The sequence below is a fragment of the Plantibacter sp. LMC-P-059a genome (assembly GCF_030209505.1).
In the GTDB taxonomy this organism is placed as follows: domain Bacteria; phylum Actinomycetota; class Actinomycetes; order Actinomycetales; family Microbacteriaceae; genus Plantibacter.
In genome coordinates, this window is record NZ_JARVRZ010000001.1 from 687954 (window position 1) to 706857 (window position 18904).

The window sequence follows — 18904 nt, forward strand, 5'->3', positions numbered from 1 at the left end:
TCATGCCGGCGGCTGGGCGATCCCCCCACGACATCGCCCAGCCCGGCACGTGAACCAACTCTCCGCCGATGGATGACGACATGCCCCCGCACGTCCGTGATCCATCCGTCGCCACACGACGATCAGCAAAGTGAGTTAATCACCCTACTGATTCTAGAGTCGCGTTCCGACCAGGGCGTCAGGGCTACCCCCTAACGTGCGTTCAGGCTTCGGTGGCCTGCGGGTCGAAGGCCGCATCCAGGACGGCCAGCACCTCCGGCTGTCGATCCACGACGATGACCGCCGTGATGAGCAGGCGCCACATGGCGTCGACCGCGTTCAGCAGATCGCTCCGGCCGGTCAGCATGCTCGAGATCAGCTGCGTCCCGGTGAAGAACGCCACGAACGACCGGGCGAGATCGGCGGGTTCCATCGAGGAGCGCAGCTCTCCGAGGTCGATCGACGCCTGCACCTGCTGCTCGACGTTCGCGATCCATTGCTCGTGGAAATCGGAGGTGGGAGCCTGGATCACGCCCTGCTCGAGCGACAGGCGGAGCCCCGCCCGCGCGATCGGGTCCGTGAGCAACAGCTCGGTGATCATCCGCGAGGCCTGCACGAGCGCACCGAACGGTGACGTCGCCGTGGTCGGGGCGGTCAGGGCCGCGATGGAGCGCTGGCTCTGCTCGTTGATGACGGCGAGCGCCAGCTCCTCTTTCGAGGGGAAGTAGAAGTACAGCGAGCCTTGCGTCGTCCCCGCCTCGCGGGCGATGTCCGACAGGCTGGCCTGTCCATAGCCGACCCGGTCGAACATGCGCGCGGCACCTTCGACGACGGTCTGGCGTCGTTCATGACCTCGCTGCTGCTGTGGTCGTCGTTCGGGCATGTGCGTTTCCTGCTTCTGTCATCCCCCGATTCAGACACCAGCGTAGCGACTCCGAGCTGGGAAGTCGGTGACGAATGCGCCGCAATCCCGGAACAAGTCGACCGACTTGTCCCGCGAGAACGCCCGGTCCCGGAGGGAAAGGGCACACCCGCCGGTCGACTGGACGCGGCCGGCGTCACCGACGCGCATGACCGTCGGCGGGCGAACCGCTCGTCAGCCCCTCGGCGTCACTCGCGGCGGGTGACGAGCGCGAACCGCTCCCGGAGTTCGGGCGCGTCGGCGAACGGGCGCCAGCAGAGGCCGTCGCCCTCACGCATCGCGGCGACCGGCCGGAGCGCGACGAGTCGCTCGCCGAAGCGCAGCGCGTCGAGGAACAGGGTGTCGTTGCCCGCGTCGATGGTCAACGACCGCGGGTACCAGCCGCGTGCGGCGAGCGCTCCGGCCAGCCACGCCGAGTACTCGGGGTCCTTGCCGGGCTCCGGGCGCAGCAGCTCCTGGTCGGCGAGATCGGACCAGTTGATGGCGTCCTTCTTGGACAGCGGGTGCGCGGCACGCATGACGACCCCGAGCGGCAGCGCCGCGATCTCCTCGGCGGCGAGCGCCTCGGGCAGGTCGATGGGCAGGCGGACGATGGTGGCGTCGAGGCGCCCTGTGGTGACGAGGTGGAGCTGCTCGACCGGCTCGATCGCCACGGCGACGGCCGGCACGTCGATACGACGTCCGGCCTCGGACACCACCGCGTCCCAGGTGGTGGGTGGACGGCCGACCCGGATGTGTCGCGCGGGCGACGCCGGGTCCATGTCCGCGACCACATCGATGAAGGTGCGGGCCTTCAGCAGGAAGCGCTGCCCCTCGCGGGTCGGCCGGTACTCCTCGCCGAGCACATTGAAGAGCTCGACCCCGAGTGCCGCCTCGAGTCGCCGCAACTGCTGGGCGAGACTCGGCTGTGCGACGCCGAGCAGGTTGGCCGCCGCCCCCAGGGTCCGCGTGTCCGCGACGACGACCGCTGACCGCAGCTGGCGGAGCGTGATGGCGTCGCGTTCGAGTTGGCGGTTGAGGTCGTGCGTCATGCTTCGAGCCTACGGCGTGCCCGACGCCGTGACCGACAGCCGACGCCCGGCCTCGCCCTGCTGGTGCCCCTGGAGGGACTCGAACCCCCAACCCTTTCCTTAGGACGGAACTGCTCTTCCATTGAGCTACAGAGGCTGACCCGTCGAGTGTAGTCGGTCGCTCAGGCGGCCGGCGCCAGGTACTGCTCCCAATCGGGCTCCGAACGTTCGACGCCCCGCACCATCCACTGGGACCCGTGCGGCGTCCCGGGCGACACACCCAGGCTCCAGTTCATCTCCGCCAGGGTGCGGTCACCCTTCACGTTGTTGCAGCGCAGACAGCAGGCGACGAGGTTCTCCCAGCTGTCGACGCCCCCGCGCGACCGCGGCTGCACGTGGTCGATCGTGGTCGCCGCCTTCCCGCAGTACGCACAGCGATGACCGTCACGCCGCAGCACGCCCCGTCGGGTGACCGGTACGCGACGGGCGTGCGGGATCCGGACGTATCTGGTGAGGATGATGACCGACGGGCGATCGTACGAGCCGCTCGATGCAACGACGGGGTGCGAGGAGTCGATCTCGACGACGCTCGCCTTGTGGCTCATGACGAGCACGAGGGCCCGCTTGAACGAGACGATCGCGAGCGGCTCGTAGCCCGCGTTCAACACCAGTGTGCGCATACACGTTCCCTTCCGAAGGGCCGCGACGGCTGCCGCGACCGGTCGACGATCAAGACCTGCAGAACCACTGCGACGTCGGATCGGGTCGTTTCCGGGCGACAAAAAAGGGCACCGTCGTCATGACGGCACCCTCTTGACCCACGGCGGAGCCGCGGCACGCTTGGCTGGAATGACGCAGCACATAGAGGTCGCGACCGTTCGCGACCGCCTGGCGGCATCTAGCGTGCATCAGCTCCTGAACCTCTCCGAGTTGCAGAGCACCAGATTAACCCACGACGCCGGGATTTCCGCAGGTTCGGAGAGATTTCCTCTGCCCGCCATCTCTTCGTCGACCAGCGCCGAGGTTCGACGGCGGTCGGTCCGCGCATGACGAAGGACCGCACCCCTCCGAGGGAGGGATGCGGTCCAGGTCGAGCGGTCGTGATCAGCCGACACCCGGTGGGTAGAGGTAGAGCGCCACCGCGCTCGCGGCGATGGTCCGCGTGTTGTAGCTGTGGCGAGCGGAGCCCCAGTTGTACTCCTCCAACGTGACCGTTCCGTCGGCGTTGACCGACTGGACGTAGGCTACGTGGTTGTAGTTGAACCAGGCGACGGAACCGGCGATGGCGTTCGTCCCCTTGTTGTACTGCCAGGAGTCGGCCCAGCCGTACGCACTGCTCGGGGGCAGACCGTTGCCCCAGGTGAAGGCCCAGTTGCCGCTCGGCGTACCCGCATCGCGGTTCAGGCGCCAGGCGACGAAGTCCACGCACTCGCGGTAGTAGTAGCGCAGCGGCGACAGTCCGCCACCCTCGTCGTCGGTCGCCTGGTCGAACCAGGGGTAGTCGTCGCCTGCCTGGCGGGCTCCGACCGTGATCGAATAGGTGGCTTCGCTGGCGGCGGCTGCGGCGTCGAGCTTCCGCTGGCGCTCGGCCAGTTCATCCGGGGTGGTCGCGGTGTACAGGTCGCGGGAGATCGGTGCGTCGGCGACCTTGTCGGAGGCGACGACGCTCTGTGCGCCGGAGGTCTTGAGCTGCTCCGACGCGGACGTCCCGTACTCCGTCTGGGCGCTGCTGCTCGCCGCGTATGCGGGCAGGGCGACGGTTGCGAGCAACGCCGGCACCAGGAACGCCATCGTGGCGACACCGCGGACCGAACCGGGGCGCGCTCCGGTCGGCTTGGGCTTGCGGACGGCGATCGCCGGGGTGGCTGCCGGGGTCGGCTTCGACTTGCGGGCGATGCGCTCGGCGCCGGTGCGCAGCGGAGCGACGGTCGCGAGCGGGGAACTCGGCGTGGTCGAGACGGTGAAGGACTGCGGGGCCGCAACCGCTGGAGCCGACGGCTTCGTCAGCGGTCGGTCGTCGAGGTCGATCTCGCCGGTCGCGTCCGTGGAGTCGGTCTCCTCGACCACAGCGTCGTCGAGGACGATCTCCGGGTGCTCGGCGATCTCGGCCTGACCGGCGTCGACGGGAGTGGTGGCGGGCTCGGACGAGGCGGAGGACGCCTCCGCTTGCTTCGCGGCCTGCTCCTGGATTCGGAGTTGCTTCCGGGTGAGGGGGACGTCCGGGGTCGTCTCGGCCTGTTCGGGGCCGCTCGCACCAGCTGCTGTCACGTGGATTCCTCCGGCACCCCGCATGAGCGACACGGACCACCGCAAGGCGATCGGCATGGCGCAGCCCCATCCGACGATTGATGTCGGTTCGTGTGGCCGAGGGACGGGCTAGGGGGTGCCTCGGTCGTCTTCCTCCGGCCAGATCATGGCCTGCAGGACGTGTGACAGCCTACGGGTTACCCCTCAGAAAGTCACGTTTCCATCACGGGAAACACGGCACATGAAGGGAATCCTCATGCACGTCTCATGCTCACGCGGTCGGGGTCTCCACGAAGATGTGGGTGGCGAGTTCGTTCGGGAGCTCGAGACCACCGTCGACGCCGTCGATGGTGACGAGCACATACCCGCCGGCAGCGGCGAAGGTGCCGGTACGGCCCGGCATGACGCCGGCCTGCTTCAGCTGGAGCAGGAGCTCGGGGTCGACCTGCGCGGGTTCACCCAGTCGGCGCACGGTCGCCGTGACCGGCTCCGAGCGTCCGTCGACGAGGCCGACGATGTTGATGACGCCCTGCGAGAACGCGACCGCCGGGCTGTCACCGAACTCGTCGAGACCGGGGATCGGCGTACCGTACGGGGACTCCGTCGGGTGGTTCAGCATGTCGAGGAGCTTGCGCTCGACCTGCTCGCTCATGACGTGCTCCCAGCGGCATGCCTCTTCGTGGACGAACTCCCACTCGAGGCCGATGACGTCGCTCAGCAGCCGCTCCGCCAGCCGGTGCTTGCGCATCACGTGGACGGCCTTGCGTCGCCCGGGCTCGGTGAGCTCGAGATGGCGATCGCCCGAGACGACGACGAGTCCGTCGCGCTCCATCCGACCGACCGTCTGCGACACCGTCGGCCCGGAGTGCCCGAGGCGCTCGGAGATCCGCGCGCGAAGCGGGATGATGTTCTCCTCCTCGAGCTCCAGGATGGTGCGGAGATACATCTCTGTGGTGTCAATCAAATCGGTCATCGACGCCCTCCCTGCCCGATTGCACGTTCCCGGTAAGCCTAGTGCGCGGTGACGCCGTTCCAGCGCCAAGCCACTCCGCCCTGCGTGGACGTCTCCGCGAGGAGGCGCACGACGCAGCGCGGCCTCCGCCTCTAGAATCGCCCTATGCCGGAGATCACGATTCCCACGTCCCTGCTGCCCGCCGACGGTCGATTCGGGTGCGGCCCGTCGAAGATCCGCCCCGAGCAGATCGCGGCGCTGGCCGATGCCGGACGGTCCCTCCTCGGCACCTCCCACCGCCAGGCCCCCGTCAAGCAGCTGGTCGGCCGCGTCCGCGCCGGTCTGGCCGAGCTGTTCCGCGCACCGGACGGCTACGAGATCATCGTCGGCAACGGCGGCTCGACCGCGTTCTGGGATGCGGCCGCCTTCGGCTTGATCGAGCAGCGCAGCCAGAACCTCGTCTTCGGCGAGTTCGGCGGCAAGTTCGCCAAGTCCGCCGCAGCCCCGTGGCTCACCGCGCCGGACGTCCGCGAGGTCGCCGGCGGTTCCCGCGTCGACCCCGAGGCCGTCGAGGGTGTCGACGTCTACGCCTGGCCGCACAACGAGACGTCGACCGGCGTGATGGCGCCGGTCCGTCGCGTCGCCGGCGACGAAGGCGCACTCACCGTGGTCGACGCGACGAGCGCCGCCGGTGGCGTCGACTTCGACGCGGATCAGGCGGACGTCTACTACTTCGCTCCACAGAAGAACTTCGCCTCCGACGGAGGACTGTGGTTCGCCCTCTGCTCCCCCGCCGCGATCGAACGCATCGAGCGCATCGCGGCCAGCGGACGGTACATCCCCGAGTTCCTGAGCCTCAAGAACGCGGTCGACAACTCGCGGCTCGAGCAGACGCTGAACACCCCGGCACTGTCGACACTCGTCCTCCTTGACGAGCAGGTCTCCTGGATCAACGGGAACGGCGGCCTCGCCTGGGCCTCGGCACGAACGGCGGAGTCCTCCGGTGCGCTCTACGACTGGGCAGAGCGGACCTCGTACACGACCCCGTTCGTGACGGACCCGTCGCACCGCTCGCAGGTCGTCGTCACCATCGACTTCGACGAGACCATCGACGCCGCACTCGTCGCGAAGACCCTCCGGGCGAACGGGATCGTCGACACCGAGCCCTACCGGAAGCTCGGTCGCAACCAGCTGCGCGTCGCGACCTTCACGGCCATCGACCCGGCGGACGTGCGGCAGCTCATCGCCAGCATCGAACACGTCGTCGGCGCCCTCTGAGCCGTCGAGCCTGAACGCCGAACGGGCGGTCGCCCCCACTGGGGTCGACCGCCCGTTCGTCTGTCGGGGTGCGGGTGCGGACTACTCGTCCACGAACCGGTCGTCGTCGTCCGACGCGTCATCGTCGTCGTCGTCGGATTCATCGTCATCGGACTCGTCATCGTCATCGTCGTCCGATTCGTCATCGTCGTCGTCGTCGGATTCGTCGTCCTCATCCGCATCGTCGGACTCGTCGTCGTACTCGAGTTCGATGCCGTCCCGATCCCGATCGCGTGGATCTCCGGACAGGGCGACGTCGTCCTCATCGTCGAACTCGTCCGCCTCGTCGCTGTCGTCGAGCGCCTCGTCGGCAGCCGCCGCGGCCGCCGCCTCCTGAGCCGCCCGGTAGTCCGCGAGTCGCTCCGACCACGGCACCCACTGCGGCGCGAGCAACGCGCCGTCGCCGGGCATGAGCTCCGTCTCGAGGACGTTCGGCTCGGCGTCGTCGGACGTCCGCGACAGGGTGACCGTCCAGAACCAACCGGGGTAGCCCGGCATCGTGTTCTCGAACAGCAGCGAGACCACGTGGTCGTCGACCACGACATGTCCTGCGGGTTCGCCGACCGTGCTCGCCGGTGTGATCGACTGCAGCGCCTCGCGTGCCAACGCGACGGCCGCGATCAGCGTCTCATCGGGCACCGGCGGTGGCGCCGTTCCGTCGTCCTCGGACGTCGTCGACCCATCCTCCGCGGGCGCGGCGATGGGCTCGGATCCCCCGAGCGTCTCGTCGGAGACCGTCACCTCGTCGCCTGAGACCCGGTCCTCCGCGTCACGCATCCAGTTCGTCCGCGACCTTGCGCAGGACGGCAGCGATCTTCTTGCTGTGTCCGCTGTTCGGGTACTTGCCGCGTCGCAGGTCGCCGCCGATGCCGTCGAGGAGCTTCACGAGGTCCTCGACGATGATCGCCATGTCGTCGGCGGGCTTGCGCTTGAGTTTGACGAGGCTGGGCGGTGCCTCGAGGACGCGGACGGACAGCGCCTGAGCGCCGCGCTTCCCATCGGCGATGCCGAACTCGAGCCGCGTCCCCGGCTTCACGCCGGCCGTGCCCGCGGGCAGTGCGGAAGCGTGCAGGAAGACCTCCTGGCCGTCATCGGAGCTGATGAAGCCGAAGCCCTTCTCCTCGTCGTAGAACTTGACCTTGCCGGTGGGCATGGGAACCTCGCTGTGTGTCGTGCGCAGAAATGCAGCGCCGTGCGGTGATCGCGCAGGAAGCACGATCGAGAGGACCATCGGTCCTCGGTCCCCAGCCTATTCGGTGCAGCAGCCGCGTGCCTCTATCCTGGGATCGTGACTGATGAGCAGACGCCGAGCATCTCGCGTCCAGAACGGATCCTGGCCTTCATGGTCGTGACGATCGTCGCCGTCTCGATCGCCGCCTTCGTCGCGGTCATGGTCGGTACCGCCACCGGACTCGAGCAGGGCGATTTCGCCGTCGGTGCGTGGCCGGTCGTCACGATCCTGCCGCTCGTCGGGCTCCCGATCGCGTTCCTGATGCTGATCACACTCATCATCGTGGGAGCCGTGCGCCGGTCCCGCGAATCGCGCGGACCGTCGACGCGCTGACCACCATGGGTGAGGCCTTCGCGATCGCGCGCCGCCTCCGGGACCTCCCGGACGACGCGTTGCGCGGTCTGCTGGCCGACCGCAAGACATCCACCGCGCGCATCGGCGACTTCTTCGACCTCGCCGAGGCCCTCCTGGACGATGCGAGCGTCGCACGACGGATGGCCCTCCTCGATCGCGACACCCTCGCGGTCCTCGCCGCCGCGTCGAACGGATCGGATCGCCGGTCGCTCGCTGCGCGGCTCGGCCGCTCGGTGCCAGAGGTCGAGGCCGCCGTCGCGCGACTGGAGGACGCCGTCCTGATCGTGGTCGACGACGAGGGCTCGATCAGAGCCGTCCGCGCGGTCGAGTCGGTGTTCGACGGGTGGGCGGCCACGGGCGAGCCGTCCCGAGCCCAGCTGCAGGAGGTCTCCGACCCGCCCGCGCCAGCGCCGACCCCCACATCGCCCGACACGGACGCGTTGGCGAGCGAACGGGCGGCCGGGGCCGTCGGCATCATCGGCGAGAGCCTCCACGAACTCGACCGCGAACCCGCACGACTCCTCGGCCGAGGCGCGCCGTCGATGCCCGACCTGAAGCGGCTCGCCGCCGCGGCCGCGAGCACCCCGGAACAGATCGAACTCGCCCTGTCCGTGGCATCGGCCGCCGGGCTGACCGTCGCCGCCGGCGCCGCGATCCGACTGAGCGACGGGGGCGAGGACTGGCTCGCGTCGACGACGTCGGCGCGGTGGTCGCGGCTCGCCGCGGCCTGGCTGGACGCGATCCCTGTCGCCCTCCGCGAGCGCATCCTCGTCGCCTACGGTCGCGGCGCCACCGATCTCGTCGAGGAGCTCAGCTGGTGGTATCCCCTGGCCGGAGAGGCGGTCACCACCCCGGCCCGCGCGGTCGAGGCGGTGGCGGACCTGCTCGGTGTCACCTCCGGCGGCGTCACGAGCGGCTTCGGTCGACTCCTCATCGCGGGTGACCCGGACGGCGCTGCGGCGCTGCTCGCGTCGATGCTGCCGGCGGAGGTGTCCCAGGTCGTCCTCCAGGACGACCTCACCGTCATCGCCCTCGGCCCCCCGACGGCCGAACTCGACGTGCGACTCAGATCACTCGCCGAACCGGAGGGGCGCGCTCAGGCGTCGAGATACCGCATCACCCCCGAGAGCGTCACGCGTGCCCTCGCGGACGGTGACACGGCTGCCGGCCTCCTCGACTACCTCGAGTCCGTCTCGCTGACCGGTGTCCCGCAGCCATTGCGCTATCTCGTCTCCGAGGCCGAATCGCGGTTCGGCCTCGTCCGGGTCGGCACGATCCGTGCTTCCGCAGACGCGTCGGCCGATCCCGGGCGCAGCAGCTACGTCCACTCGGACGACACGGGATTGATCGCGGCGGTGTCCGTCGACCAGAGCCTCGTCGCGCTCGGACTCCGACCGAGCGACCCCAACCGGCTCACGAGCCGGAGCGATGCTGCCACCGTCTACTGGGCGCTCCACGACGCCCGCTACCCGGTCGTGGCCGAGGACGACCACGGAGCCCCCCTCCGCATCCGACGACAACCGCTCATCCGGACGGCCTCGACAGCGGCCACCTCGGCACCGGCGCCCGATCTGGTGTCCCGGCTGCGAGCCGACGACCTCGGCGACACGAGCACCGCGTGGCTGGCGAAGCAACTCGAGGTCGCCGTGCGCGACCACACCCCGGTGACAATCCAGCTCCAGCACGGCGAGCGCCGGTCGACCTTCACGATCGAGCCGGTGAGTCTCGCCGGCGGCCGCCTCCGCGGGCTCGACCGCGCGGCGGACGTCGAGCGGACCCTGCCGCTGGCCATGATCACGGAGGTCCGGGTCGCCGGTTGACGTGCCCTCACGGGGGCTCCCTGCCGAATCCGCCGGTAGACTCGACCGTTATGTCTGATGGACCACTGATCGTCCAAAGCGACCGCACCGTCCTACTGGAGGTCGCCCACCCGCTCGCCGAGGACGCCCGCCACGATCTCTCCGTGTTCGCGGAGCTGGAGCGCGCGCCCGAGCACATCCACACCTACCGCATCACGCGTCTCGGTCTGTGGAACGCGAGGGCGGCCGGGCACGACGCGGATCAGATGATCGAGACCCTGGAGCGCTACTCGAAGTTCTCCATCCCCGCCTCGGTGACCATCGACATGCGGGAGACGGTCAACCGGTACGGCCGCCTGGTGATCGAACGCGCCGAGGACGGCGAACTCGTCCTCCGCTCCACCGACCTCCCGATCCTGACGGAGGTGGCCGGTGCGAAACGCATCGCCCCGCTGCTCATCGGGCACCCGAGCCCCGACACCTTCCTCGTGGAGCCCTGGGCCCGTGGCGCGCTCAAGCAGGAGCTCGTGAAGCTCGGGTGGCCCGCTGAGGACCTCGCGGGGTACACCGCCGGGACGCCACACCAGATCGACCTCGTCGAGGACGGTTGGCACCTGCGCGACTATCAGCAGCAGGCGGTGGACAACTTCTTCTCCGGCGGCTCCGGCGTCGTGGTGCTCCCCTGCGGTGCCGGGAAGACGCTCGTGGGTGCCGGTGCGATGGCGGAGGCCTCCACCAACACCCTCATCCTCGTGACGAACACGGTGTCCGCCCGGCAGTGGCGCGATGAACTGTTGAAGCGCACCTCCCTCACCGCCGAGGAGATCGGCGAGTACTCCGGGCAGGTGAAGGAGGTCAAGCCGGTCACGATCGCGACGTACCAGATCCTCACCGCCAAGCGGAAGGGCGAGTACGCGCATCTCGCTCTGCTCGACGCCATGGACTGGGGACTCGTGGTCTACGACGAGGTGCACCTGCTACCGGCTCCGGTCTTCAAGCTCACGGCCGAGTTGCAGGCCCGACGCCGACTCGGCCTGACGGCGACCCTGATCCGCGAGGACGGCCGGGAGGGTGACGTGTTCTCGCTCATCGGACCGAAGCGGTTCGATGCCCCGTGGAAGGAGATCGAAGCGCAGGGCTTCATCTCCCCCGCCGCCTGCTTCGAGGTCCGCGTCGACCTCCCCCAGGCCGATCGGCTCACCTATGCGGCGTCCGCCGACGACGAGCGGTACCGCCTCGCGGCGACCGCGCCCGCCAAGCTCGACGTCGTCCGACAGCTGGTGGAACGTCACCGCGGGGAGCAGATCCTCGTCATCGGGCAGTACCTCGATCAGATCGAGGAACTCGCCGAGACCCTGGGCGCCCCGAAGCTGACGGGAGCCACCCCGGTCGACGAACGCGAACGGCTCTATCAGGCGTTCCGGGACGGCACCGAACAGGTCCTCGTGGTGTCGAAGGTCGCGAACTTCTCGGTGGACCTGCCCGAGGCCACGGTCGCCATCCAGGTCTCCGGCTCGTTCGGTTCCCGCCAGGAGGAGGCGCAGCGGCTCGGGCGCCTGCTCCGCCCGAAGTCCTCCGGACTCACGGCGAGTTTCTACACCCTCGTCTCCCGCGACACGGTCGATCAGGAGTTCGCCCAGAACCGGCAGCGCTTCCTCGCGGAGCAGGGTTACAGCTACACGATCCTCGACGCGCACGCCCTCCAGACCGCTTGATCCTCGCTCTCAGAAAAGTCTCAAGAAACGTGCAGATAATGGTGTCATGACCGGACCCCGCATCCTCATCGTCGACGACGAACCGAACATCCGCGACCTCCTCACCACCAGCCTGCGTTTCGCCGGATTCGCCGTGCGAGCCGTGGGCAACGGCGCAGCCGCCATCTCCGCGGTGCTCGAGGAGGAACCCGACCTCATCATCCTGGACGTCATGCTCCCGGACATGAACGGCTTCGGCGTGACCAAGCGGCTCCGCAGTGCGGGCTACACCGCCCCGATCCTCTTCCTCACCGCGAAGGACGACACCGAGGACAAGATCACCGGTCTCACCGTCGGCGGCGACGACTACGTCACCAAGCCGTTCAGCCTCGACGAGATCGTCGCACGCATCAAGGCCATCCTGCGCCGCACGATGCAGGCCGACGAGGACGCGGTCATCCGCACCGGCGAACTGACGATGGACCAGGACACCCACGAGGTCCTCGTCGGCGACACCCCGATCGACCTCAGCCCGACGGAGTTCAAGCTCCTCCGGTACCTCATGCTGAACCCCAACCGGGTCCTCTCGAAGGCACAGATCCTCGACCACGTCTGGGAGTACGACTTCAACGGCGACGCCGGCATCGTCGAGAGCTACATCTCGTACCTGCGTCGTAAGCTCGACCAGTTCTCGAGCGAGCCCCTCATCCAGACGAAGCGCGGATTCGGCTACATGCTCAAGGCCGGGAAGGCGTAGCCCGCACCCGATGGCCGATTCCCTGTCCACCTGGTGGAGCAGCGTCTCCCTCCGGACGAAGATCACCGGGGTGACGGTGCTCGTGCTCGCGTTCGGCCTGCTCGTCGCCGGGATGGGCACGACGCCCCTCCTCAAAGAGGTGCTGACCCAGCAGGCGAACGACAGCTTGTTGACGGCTGCCAAGGGCAAGATCGTCGGCGAGATCTCCGAGGACGGCCAGCTCCAGCTGGACGCCCCCTCGACGCTGTTCGTCGCGGTCTACGACACGAACGGTGAACTCCGGGCCTCCTCCGGCTGGGACGACAGTGTCGCGCCGGAGCACCCGGCGCACCTCAGTGCGAACGACGTCGCGGCGAGTGGCAACCAGGTCTACACGACCACCAACTCGAGTGGCACGATCGTCTACCACGCCGTGTCCGTCCCGGTCACCCTCGACGGGTTCCGGACGGGAGCGGCGTGGGTCGCGATCTCCATGCAGGGCACCGACAACACGATCGCCACCTACCTCACCATCTTCTTCGTGCTCGGCGTCCTCATCATCGTCGTGGGCGCGCTGCTGACGCGGTGGTTGGTGACCGGTACCTTCGAGCCGCTCCGGCAGGTGGAACGCACCGCTGCGGCCTTCGCGGACGGCGACTTCAGCCAGCGGTTGGCCGGGTCAACGCCCAACACCGAGGTCGGGCGTCTCAGCCGCTCCCTCAACACCATGCTCGCCCGGATCGACCGCGCCTACTCCGACCGCGGGAAGACCATCGAGCAGATGCGCAACTTCGTGGGCGACGCCAGCCACGAACTCCGCACTCCCCTCGTCTCGGTCCGCGGCTATGCCGAGCTGTACCGCATGGGCGCTCTGCAGACCCCGCAGGACGTCGCCCAGGCGATGGAGCGCATCGAGAAGGAGGCGATCCGGATGGGTGCACTCGTCGAGGACCTCCTCCAGCTCGCGCGTCTCGACGAGACCCGCCCGCTGAACGTCGCGCCGGTCGACCTCCTCCCGGTCGCGCGCGACGCGGCCCTCGACACCACGGCTCAGGCGCCGGGACGCACGGTCCGGGTCGTCCGCGACGAGCGGATGATGTCCCTGGAGCAGCTGACCGCTGAGCAGGGCGGCGAGACGTCCGCCGCCGCCGAGACCCCTCCTCCCGCCGGTGCGACGGGCCCGATCTTCGGTGCGACCTTCAACCGTTTCCGTCGTCGGCCGAAGCCTTCCGGCGAGGCCGTCGCCCCCGACGCGAAGCCGGTCGCCGAACCCCTGACCCTGGCCGTCCCGCCGATCGTCCTCGGTGAGGAGAACAAGATCCGCCAGGTCGTCACGAACCTGATCGGCAACGCCCTCCGCTTCACGCCTGACGACAGCCCCATCGAGCTCGCCGTCGGCACCGACGCGCGCGCCGGCACGGCCAGCATCGCCATCGTCGACCACGGTGAGGGCATCCCCCCGCAGATCCGCGAGAAGATCTTCCAGCGCTTCTGGCGCGCGGACAGCTCGCGCACGCGGGAGACCGGTGGCAGCGGGCTCGGCTTGGCGATCGTCGCCTCGATCGTCGCTGCGCACGGCGGCACGGTCGACGTGACGGAGACACCGGGAGGTGGGGCGACGTTCCGCGTCATCCTGCCGCTGGCCCCGACCGCCGCGACGGCTCCGGTCGTCATCGCCGGCCCGCCGGCCTGATTCCACCCCACCGCTGCCGACACCGCTCCACAGGGCGCCCGCCGTGGTGCCTGAGCGTCGGAACCGCGGTCGTCGACCCGGTGGCGTGAGCTGAACTCCTAGCGTCTCGGTAACGGCGGTGACAGGCACCGCCCGGACGAATGGAGTTCCCATGGCCACCTTCCAGGTCGACAGTGACGCGGTCGAACGCGCCTCCACCGCGGCACGCGTCACGATCGAGCAGATCCAGAGTGAGGTCGCCCGCCTGCACACCCAGCTCGCCGCTCTCGACGGTCAGTGGACAGGAGCCGCAGCGGCGGCGTTCCACGGCGTCGTGGAGCGCTGGCGCGGGACGCAACGTCAGGTGGAGGAGAACCTCAGTGAGATCAGCCGGGCCCTCTCCGTGGCGGGCACGCAGTACGCGGAGATCGAGCGGGCGAACGCGAGCATGTTCAGCGGTTGATCGACGCCCGGGGTCGTCCGGCCCGGGGCACCCGCTCCCGGGCCGGGCCGGGCACCGGCGGGGAACAACGACGCAGGGCGCCTCCCGAAGGAGACGCCCTGCGCGTGTGTTGCTGTCGGACTAGAAGTCCATGCCACCGGTCGGGTCGCCGGCCGGAGCCGGGTTCTTCTCCGGCTTGTCGGCGACGACGGCCTCGGTGGTGAGGAACAGGCCGGCGATCGACGCTGCGTTGAGCAGCGCGGAGCGCGTGACCTTCACCGGGTCGTTGATGCCGGCGGCGAGCATGTCGACGTACTCGCCGGTCGCGGCGTTGAGGCCGTGTCCGACGGGCAGGTTGCGGACCTTGTCGGCCACGACACCGGGCTCGAGGCCAGCGTTCAGCGCGATCTGCTTGAGCGGAGCGTCGATGGCGACCTTGACGATGTTCGCACCGGTCGCCTCGTCTCCGACGAGCTCGAGCTTCTCGAAGGCGGTCTTGCCGGCCTGGATCAGCGCGACGCCACCACCGGCGACGATGCCCTCTTCGACGGCAGCCTTCGCGTTGCGGACGGCGTCCTCGATGCGGTGCTTGCGCTCCTTGAGCTCGACCTCGGTCGCTGCACCGGCCTTGATGACCGCGACACCGCCCGCGAGCTTGGCGAGACGCTCCTGGAGCTTCTCGCGGTCGTAGTCGCTGTCCGTGTTGTCGATCTCCTTGCGGATCTGCGACACACGACCGGCGATGGCCTCGGCGTCGCCGGCACCCTCGACGATGGTGGTCTCGTCCTTGGTGATGACGACCTTGCGGGCGCGGCCGAGGAGGTCGAGGGTGACGGTCTCGAGCTTGAGGCCGACCTCCTCGGAGATGACCTGACCACCGGTGAGGATGGCGATGTCCTGCAGCTGCGCCTTGCGGCGGTCACCGAAGCCCGGAGCCTTGACGGCGACGGACTTGAAGATGCCACGGATCTTGTTCACGACGAGCGTCGCGAGTGCTTCGCCGTCGACGTCCTCGGCGATGATGAGGAGCTGCTTGCCCGACTGGATGACCTGGTCGACGATCGGCAGGAGGTCCTTGATCGCGGAGATCTTCTGGTTGGCGATGAGGATGTAGGGGTCCTCGAACACCGCTTCCTGGCGGTCGGGGTCGGTCACGAAGTACTGCGACAGGTAACCCTTGTCGAAGCGCATGCCCTCGGTGAGCTCGAGCTCGGTACCGAAGGTGTTCGACTCCTCGACGGTGACGACGCCTTCCTTGCCGACCTTGTCGATCGCCTCGGCGATGATCTCGCCGATGGTGGTGTCGCCGGCGGAGATGGAAGCGGTCGCAGCGATCTCCTCCTTGGTCTCCACCTCCTTCGCGTTGGCGATGAGCTCGGCCGTGACGGCCTCGACGGCCTTCTCGATGCCGCGCTTGAGGCTGATGGGGTCGGCGCCTGCGGCGACGTTGCGGAGGCCCTCGCGAACGAGTGCCTGAGCCAGCACGGTGGCGGTGGTGGTGCCGTCGCCGGCGACGTCGTCAGTCTTCTTGGCGACCTCCTTGACGAGCTCCGCGCCGATCTTCTCGTACGGGTCGTCGAGTTCGATCTCCTTGGCGATGGACACGCCGTCGTTGGTGATCGTGGGGGCGCCCCACTTCTTCTCGAGGACGACGTTGCGACCGCGCGGCCCAAGGGTGACCTTGACCGTGTCAGCAAGAATGTTCAGTCCACGCTCGAGGCCGCGACGGGCCTCCTCGTCGAAAGCAATGATCTTAGCCATGTGTGTTTTTCGTCCCTCCCGGACGTCATGAACGTTTTTAGCACTCAATGAGTACGAGTGCTAAGTCGATTCTGGCACTCAGGGGGTGGGAGTGCAAGTGAGCGCCAGCGCCCTGAGCGAACTCCCGGGAACGACCCCGAGACGACGAACGACGCCGCCCACCGGAGTGGACGGCGTCGCAGGAATCCCGTGTCCGATGGGTGCTTATGCCAATCGGACGGCCTCGGCCTGGGGCCCCTTCGCTCCGGTGCCGACCTCGAAGACGACCGCCTGGCCCTCTTCCAAGGACTTGTAGCCGCTCATGTCGATCGCCGAGTAGTGGACGAAGACGTCCTGTCCACCCTCGTCGACCGTGATGAAGCCGAAGCCCTTCTCAGCGTTGAACCACTTGACGGTTCCGTTCGCCATTTCATACTCCCATTGCTGCGTGCTCACAGGCGTCGGCTGCTGCCGAACCCGGACCTGCCGTCCGGAGTCGGGACCCCGGCGGCCACCCTGCGCCAAAACGGACTCAGGGGCGAGTCGAGACGGGACGGGATGAGCGGCCAATTCCAGATACTAATCCGGGGCGGTGTCCCGGATCACCCCGAAATCGACAATCGTCGCGGAGTATTACGACAACTCAACATGGAGGAAACACCCCGGAAACACAGCCTGGTCCGGCGAGCCGGTGAGGCCCGATCGATGCCGCGTTCAGGCGGCCGGCTGGTAGTCGGCGCCGACCACGACGACGACGCGGAGCACGGGCGCCTCGCCCTCCTCGACCGGGATCGCGTACTGGTCCGTGATCTGGATCGGGATGCCACCGAGCGCGTTCGCGATGGCGCGTGCCACGCCCTCCTGCGAGGGGTCCTGGTAGTAGACGCCACTCGCCGTGACATCCTCGGTGCTCGCGTCGCTCGTCGGGATCTGCTGGGTGAACCCGGCGGCCGCGATCGCTGCCGCCGCCGAGGCTGCCAGGCCCTCGGTCGGTGTCCCGTTCAGGACGAGGATGCTCGCTGCGGGATCGACGACGGGAGGCACCTCGGTCGGCGTCGGCGTGGGCGTCGCCGTCGCACTCGGGCTGGGCGCGCCGCCGAAGAAGTCGATGCGGTCGTTCAACCCGAACAGGGCGAAGGTGCCGATGCCGACGAGGACCAACGTCGCCACCACGGCGACCAGGAAGGCGATCCAGCCACGCCCCTTCGGCGCCGGGGCACGGTGCGCACCGACGCGCTTGAGGTCCGGGACCTCGTCGAAGCGGTCGGGCGGGAAGGATTCAGCCATGGTGTGTTCTCCGTGGGCTGCTCAGCCGTCGGTACGTGGAGCTGAAGCTCCTCGTGCCGAGAGTCGGGCGTCGCGGGTGCGCTGCAGCCGCTTGATCAGCATGGGGTCGTGGGCGAGAGCGGACGGCGAGTCGATGAGCGCGCCGAGCAGTTGATAATAGCGGGTCGGCGAGAGTGCGAAGCGGTCGCGGATGGCGGCCTCCTTCGCCCCGACGTGGCGCATCCAGTGGGACTCGAACTCGAGGATCTCGCGTTCGCGCTCAGTGAGGCCTGGGGTGGGGTCCGACGCGTCGCCGCCGTCGGGCGTGTGCGATGCAGGCTGCATGCTCGATCCCCCTCCTGATCGGTACCGTGCCAGGCGTCCGGGAGGACTCCACCCGGACGGTTCCTCAGTCTATTCAGCGGAGCGTCGTCGAGTCGCATCCGCTCCGGCGAGGAGGCACGTTCACCGGGAAGGATCAGCGACTCCCCAGTGTTGAGTTGGAAGTCGGAGGCCGCAGGTACGACGCGGCCCCGCGCGTAGGATGACCGAGAACGAATGGAGCAGCATGACGTACGACGTGTCGAAGACCGACGAGCAGTGGCGCGAGGAACTCACGCCCGAGCAGTACCAGGTCCTCCGCGGAGCGGCGACCGAGCGAGCCTGGACGGGTGAGCTCCTCGATGAGTCGCGCGCCGGCCTGTACACCTGTGCCGCCTGCAACGCCGAACTCTTCAAGAGCGGGACGAAGTTCGACTCCGGCTGTGGCTGGCCGAGCTTCTACGAGTCCGTGAACCCCGACGCGGTCCAGCTGATCGAAGACCGCACCCTCGGCATGGTCCGCACCGAGGTGCGTTGCGCCTCCTGCGGCTCTCACCTGGGGCACGTCTTCGACGACGGCTTCGGGACACCCACCGGAGACCGCTACTGCATGAACTCCATCGCGCTCAACTTCGCAGCAGCCGACACCGCTGAGCCGACGGAGTGACGGAGTCCGTCGAGAGCCCGGTCCTCGCCGCCGTCGCCGGACGGCGTTCGTGGTCGAAGGTCACCGACGTCGCCCCGAGCGACGAGGAGCTGCTGGAGATCATCGCCGCCGCCGGCCGCGTGGCCGACCACGGAGCCCTGCGCCCCTGGCGGGTCATCGCCCTCCGGGGCGACGACCGGGTGAAACTGGGCCGGGCGCTCGCGAAGGCGGACGGCGACTCGAAGCCCTCGACGAAGCCGCTTCGCGCTCCCCTGCTGCTCGCGGTCGTGGTGAGCGTGAAGAAGTCGAAGGTCGCCGCCTGGGAGCAGGAGGCCGTGGCCTCGGGTGTCGCCCACATGATCAGCCTGCTCCTCGACGACGCCGGATGGGGCGTGTTCTGGCGGACCGGCGGCGCGACGCGCACGAAGGCCGTCCGGAAAGCGCACGGCCTGCAGAAGGGCGAAGACCTCCTCGGGTGGCTCTACGTCGGCGGCAAGCCGGGGAACGGCCGGACCGGCCGTCGGAAGACGATCAACGCGAAGGCGCACTTCAGCCGGATGCCGTGATCCGATCGGC

20 protein-coding genes and 1 tRNA gene are annotated in these 18904 nt (G+C 68.7%); 9 read left to right on the forward strand and 12 right to left on the reverse strand.

The window, feature by feature from the left end; translation table 11 throughout:
* Nucleotides 1–202: 202 nt before the first annotated feature.
* The 6 genes from QRN27_RS03235 to QRN27_RS03260 form a co-directional block, all read right to left on the reverse strand.
* On the reverse strand, nt 203–862 hold the full coding sequence (locus tag QRN27_RS03235) for a ScbR family autoregulator-binding transcription factor (protein ID WP_285040701.1): 660 nt from the start codon (nt 860–862) through the stop codon (nt 203–205).
* A 227-nt stretch (nt 863–1089) separates the two neighbouring features.
* Entirely contained in the window at nt 1090–1932 is an 843-nt protein-coding gene (locus QRN27_RS03240) for a LysR family transcriptional regulator (protein WP_285040702.1), read from the reverse strand.
* Nucleotides 1933–1993: 61 nt separating this feature from the next.
* Nucleotides 1994–2068, reverse strand: a tRNA-Arg gene (locus QRN27_RS03245).
* 25 nt (nt 2069–2093) lie between these two features.
* Entirely contained in the window at nt 2094–2591 is a 498-nt protein-coding gene (locus QRN27_RS03250; RefSeq protein ID WP_285040703.1) for an HNH endonuclease, read from the reverse strand.
* 424 nt (nt 2592–3015) lie between these two features.
* Entirely contained in the window at nt 3016–4179 is a 1164-nt protein-coding gene (locus QRN27_RS03255) for a CHAP domain-containing protein (RefSeq protein ID WP_285040704.1), read from the reverse strand.
* Nucleotides 4180–4429: 250 nt separating this feature from the next.
* Nucleotides 4430–5131, reverse strand: a complete 702-nt coding sequence (locus QRN27_RS03260; protein WP_285040705.1) for an iron-dependent transcriptional repressor DtxR — start codon at nt 5129–5131, stop codon at nt 4430–4432.
* Nucleotides 5132–5275: 144 nt separating this feature from the next.
* Between QRN27_RS03260 and serC the strand changes: the two genes are divergently transcribed.
* Nucleotides 5276–6388, forward strand: a complete 1113-nt coding sequence (gene serC / locus QRN27_RS03265) for a phosphoserine transaminase (RefSeq protein WP_285040706.1) — start codon at nt 5276–5278, stop codon at nt 6386–6388.
* Nucleotides 6389–6469: 81 nt separating this feature from the next.
* Here the strand turns inward: serC and QRN27_RS03270 are convergent, their stop codons facing one another.
* Together QRN27_RS03270 and QRN27_RS03275 are read right to left on the reverse strand one after the other, a co-directional pair.
* Nucleotides 6470–7204, reverse strand: coding sequence for a DUF3027 domain-containing protein (locus QRN27_RS03270; protein ID WP_285040707.1), 735 nt, complete (start codon nt 7202–7204; stop codon nt 6470–6472).
* Complete coding sequence (locus QRN27_RS03275; RefSeq protein ID WP_056007705.1) at nt 7197–7580, reverse strand: cold-shock protein; 384 nt, start codon at nt 7578–7580, stop codon at nt 7197–7199. The genes QRN27_RS03270 and QRN27_RS03275 overlap by 8 nt, the downstream gene beginning before the upstream one ends.
* A gap of 135 nt (nt 7581–7715) precedes the next feature.
* On the opposite strand from QRN27_RS03275, the gene QRN27_RS03280 reads away from it, so the two are divergent.
* The 6 genes from QRN27_RS03280 to QRN27_RS03305 all read left to right on the forward strand — a co-directional run bounded on the left by QRN27_RS03280 (nt 7716) and on the right by QRN27_RS03305 (nt 14376).
* Nucleotides 7716–7991, forward strand: a complete 276-nt coding sequence (locus QRN27_RS03280; protein ID WP_285040708.1) for a multidrug ABC transporter ATPase — start codon at nt 7716–7718, stop codon at nt 7989–7991.
* A 5-nt stretch (nt 7992–7996) separates the two neighbouring features.
* Entirely contained in the window at nt 7997–9832 is a 1836-nt protein-coding gene (locus QRN27_RS03285) for a helicase-associated domain-containing protein (protein ID WP_285040709.1), read from the forward strand.
* Between the two features lie 50 nt (nt 9833–9882).
* Nucleotides 9883–11526 carry a DNA repair helicase XPB gene (locus QRN27_RS03290; protein ID WP_285040710.1) on the forward strand — a complete coding sequence of 548 codons (1644 nt, stop codon included), beginning with the start codon at nt 9883–9885 and terminating at the stop codon, nt 11524–11526.
* A gap of 46 nt (nt 11527–11572) precedes the next feature.
* Nucleotides 11573–12262, forward strand: coding sequence for a response regulator transcription factor (locus tag QRN27_RS03295; RefSeq protein ID WP_056007716.1), 690 nt, complete (start codon nt 11573–11575; stop codon nt 12260–12262).
* Nucleotides 12263–12272: 10 nt separating this feature from the next.
* A complete protein-coding gene (locus tag QRN27_RS03300) occupies nt 12273–13934 on the forward strand; it encodes a sensor histidine kinase (protein WP_285040711.1) in 1662 nt (553 codons plus the stop codon).
* Nucleotides 13935–14085: 151 nt separating this feature from the next.
* The gene (locus QRN27_RS03305; RefSeq protein WP_285040712.1) at nt 14086–14376 is read left to right on the forward strand and encodes a WXG100 family type VII secretion target; all 291 of its coding nucleotides are present in this window, start codon (nt 14086–14088) and stop codon (nt 14374–14376) included.
* A gap of 120 nt (nt 14377–14496) precedes the next feature.
* Here the strand turns inward: QRN27_RS03305 and groL are convergent, their stop codons facing one another.
* The 4 genes from groL to QRN27_RS03325 form a co-directional block, all read right to left on the reverse strand.
* Nucleotides 14497–16116, reverse strand: coding sequence for a chaperonin GroEL (groL, locus tag QRN27_RS03310; RefSeq protein ID WP_194669407.1), 1620 nt, complete (start codon nt 16114–16116; stop codon nt 14497–14499).
* Between the two features lie 204 nt (nt 16117–16320).
* The gene (locus QRN27_RS03315) at nt 16321–16524 is read right to left on the reverse strand and encodes a cold-shock protein (RefSeq protein ID WP_056007727.1); all 204 of its coding nucleotides are present in this window, start codon (nt 16522–16524) and stop codon (nt 16321–16323) included.
* Between the two features lie 285 nt (nt 16525–16809).
* Nucleotides 16810–17382: a LytR C-terminal domain-containing protein gene (locus QRN27_RS03320; RefSeq protein WP_285040713.1), complete on the reverse strand. Its 573-nt coding sequence runs from the start codon at nt 17380–17382 to the stop codon at nt 16810–16812.
* Between the two features lie 21 nt (nt 17383–17403).
* Nucleotides 17404–17706, reverse strand: a complete 303-nt coding sequence (locus QRN27_RS03325) for a DUF3263 domain-containing protein (RefSeq protein ID WP_285040714.1) — start codon at nt 17704–17706, stop codon at nt 17404–17406.
* 223 nt (nt 17707–17929) lie between these two features.
* On the opposite strand from QRN27_RS03325, the gene msrB reads away from it, so the two are divergent.
* Both msrB and QRN27_RS03335 read left to right on the forward strand, forming a co-directional pair.
* On the forward strand, nt 17930–18349 hold the full coding sequence (gene msrB, locus QRN27_RS03330; RefSeq protein WP_285036951.1) for a peptide-methionine (R)-S-oxide reductase MsrB: 420 nt from the start codon (nt 17930–17932) through the stop codon (nt 18347–18349).
* Nucleotides 18346–18894, forward strand: a complete 549-nt coding sequence (locus QRN27_RS03335) for a nitroreductase family protein (protein ID WP_285040715.1) — start codon at nt 18346–18348, stop codon at nt 18892–18894. The genes msrB and QRN27_RS03335 overlap by 4 nt, the downstream gene beginning before the upstream one ends.
* Nucleotides 18895–18904 lie beyond the last annotated feature (10 nt).